This window comes from Sphingomonas sp. STIS6.2 (assembly GCF_000732685.2).
GTDB lineage: Bacteria > Pseudomonadota > Alphaproteobacteria > Sphingomonadales > Sphingomonadaceae > Sphingomonas > Sphingomonas aerolata.
In genome coordinates this window covers 1-1,692 of sequence record NZ_JPDP02000069.1, presented here as the reverse complement: position 1 = coordinate 1,692, position 1,692 = coordinate 1, and the positions used below count along the sequence as shown (strand labels likewise).

At 54.8% G+C, this 1,692-nt stretch carries 2 protein-coding genes; both read left to right on the top strand.

All coding sequences use genetic code 11. The features are described from left to right. The first annotated feature begins 2 nt into the window (after positions 1-2). Complete coding sequence (locus tag sphst_RS11305; RefSeq protein WP_234387590.1) at positions 3-209, top strand: HU family DNA-binding protein; 207 nt, start codon at positions 3-5, stop codon at positions 207-209. A 98-nt stretch (positions 210-307) separates the two neighbouring features. Further along, positions 308-946, top strand: coding sequence for a hypothetical protein (locus sphst_RS20525; RefSeq protein ID WP_159043587.1), 639 nt, complete (start codon positions 308-310; stop codon positions 944-946). Positions 947-1,692 lie beyond the last annotated feature (746 nt).

Here is a 1,692-nt window from a genome sequence, read left to right as displayed (position 1 = left end):
TTATCGACCATCTCAGAGATGGCGGTGCCGTTGAATTACGCGGTTTTGGACGATTTTTTCTAAGCCAGCATGCTCAGCGAACTGTCCGAAACCCTCGGACGGGGGAGGCTATCCCGAAAGGCGAATTCGCGGCAGTACGATTTCGTCCCGGCAAGTTAATATGTGCCCGGATTAATACCCAGGTATCCACCGAAGCCAAAGGACCCTGATGCAAAAGTCAAAAGTTTTGCATCACGGCAGAGGTGCAAAGCGATGGGTCGGCTGTTGACCTCTTGCAGACATCTGAAGCTGTGTGTTGAATGCTAGGATGGCCAATTACCTTAGACGGTTGGGAACCCGGTTCGCGCTGCTGGCGGCAATCCCCGCGATCGTGGGGTTCGTGTCGTCATGGTCGGCAGGATTAGGTTTTCTGCTTTTCATTCTTGCGATCCCGGCAGCAGTATTGATCCTACTCACCTACGGTTTGCTCTCTTTCGTCAGAGGCGTCCAACTTGGGCGGCAAGTTGAAACCCCGAGGGAAAAGATTTTAGTGATTGCCGCTGCGCCTATTGGGCTCGCGTGCACATTAGCTCTAGCTTGGCCATTACTTGGCGCTGGTAGCTTCGGGGGAAGTCTTTCGCGGCTGCTCGTGAATCAAAGACAATATGAAGCTATAATCAGAAAAGCACGTTCTCGTCCAAGGCCCGACTGGTTCGCAAAAGATGAGGGTGTAACTTACTCAGTTGATGTGGCCCCCCCTGTTCGGGTTGCGTTCAATCCGGCAGGTATGCTCGATAATTGGTCCGGCATCATATACGACCCAACTGGTGATGTAATGCTTGCCAAAGGCTTCGATCCGAAGTCCGGTCAATTCTTCGCCCCTGACCGCATTACCAAATTGTTTAACGGAGACCTAGTAGGCTGTCGCCGCCTTTGGGGTAGTTATTACGACTGCTCGTTTACGTAAGGCTGGCCTGCACCAAACCCAGCCATTCGGTGATGCGAAATTCACAAGATCTGCATCAGGCTCCAAGCTGCGGAAATTGTAGCATCGCTTGATGCAGAAATCTGATGCGTGTCGCCTGAATGTTCGGGTTTGGTGGAAAGCGGACCTTCCGCATTACCCTTCGGATCGTCTCCAAAACCATCGGCACGGTGCCGGAGCGATCGGGCGCTCGGTGACACGGAAGCTCTGGTCGCCCTCTGTCTTGCCCTCGCAGGGCTGGGGCTGCGCTTTATAAGTTACGGACGTCGACGATCCCGAGGTGACGATACCCTCACGAAATAGGATGAACTCTGCCCAATTCACTCGCCTGCGGGGATTGCCGCTCGGCCAGTAAGTAACGCCGAGAACGCCAGCCTGTTTTAGTTCGGACCGAATATCTTCGATCCCGCTATCGTTATCGAACGTGCAGTGAGGCCTCTCATCGTCGTTCGACCCATCGACCCAAATGTTGTTGTAGCCGCTTGGCCGCTTTGGCTGACATGTCCGCAGAAGCACGATCACCCGCTTCAAATGAGGGAAAGCTGCGGGAAGCCAACTGCGGCTTTCGGCCTCACTCGCCTTCCATCCCTCGGCACATCCGGCGAGTGCGAACGCGAAAGCCGCCACTGCTGCCAATGTGCTACAGCGATAAGTTCCGCTCATCGGAGGCGCATGACAGCGCCGTCGAATGTCCGCAAGTGGGCGGGAGCGGACATAAGCTCGTCGCA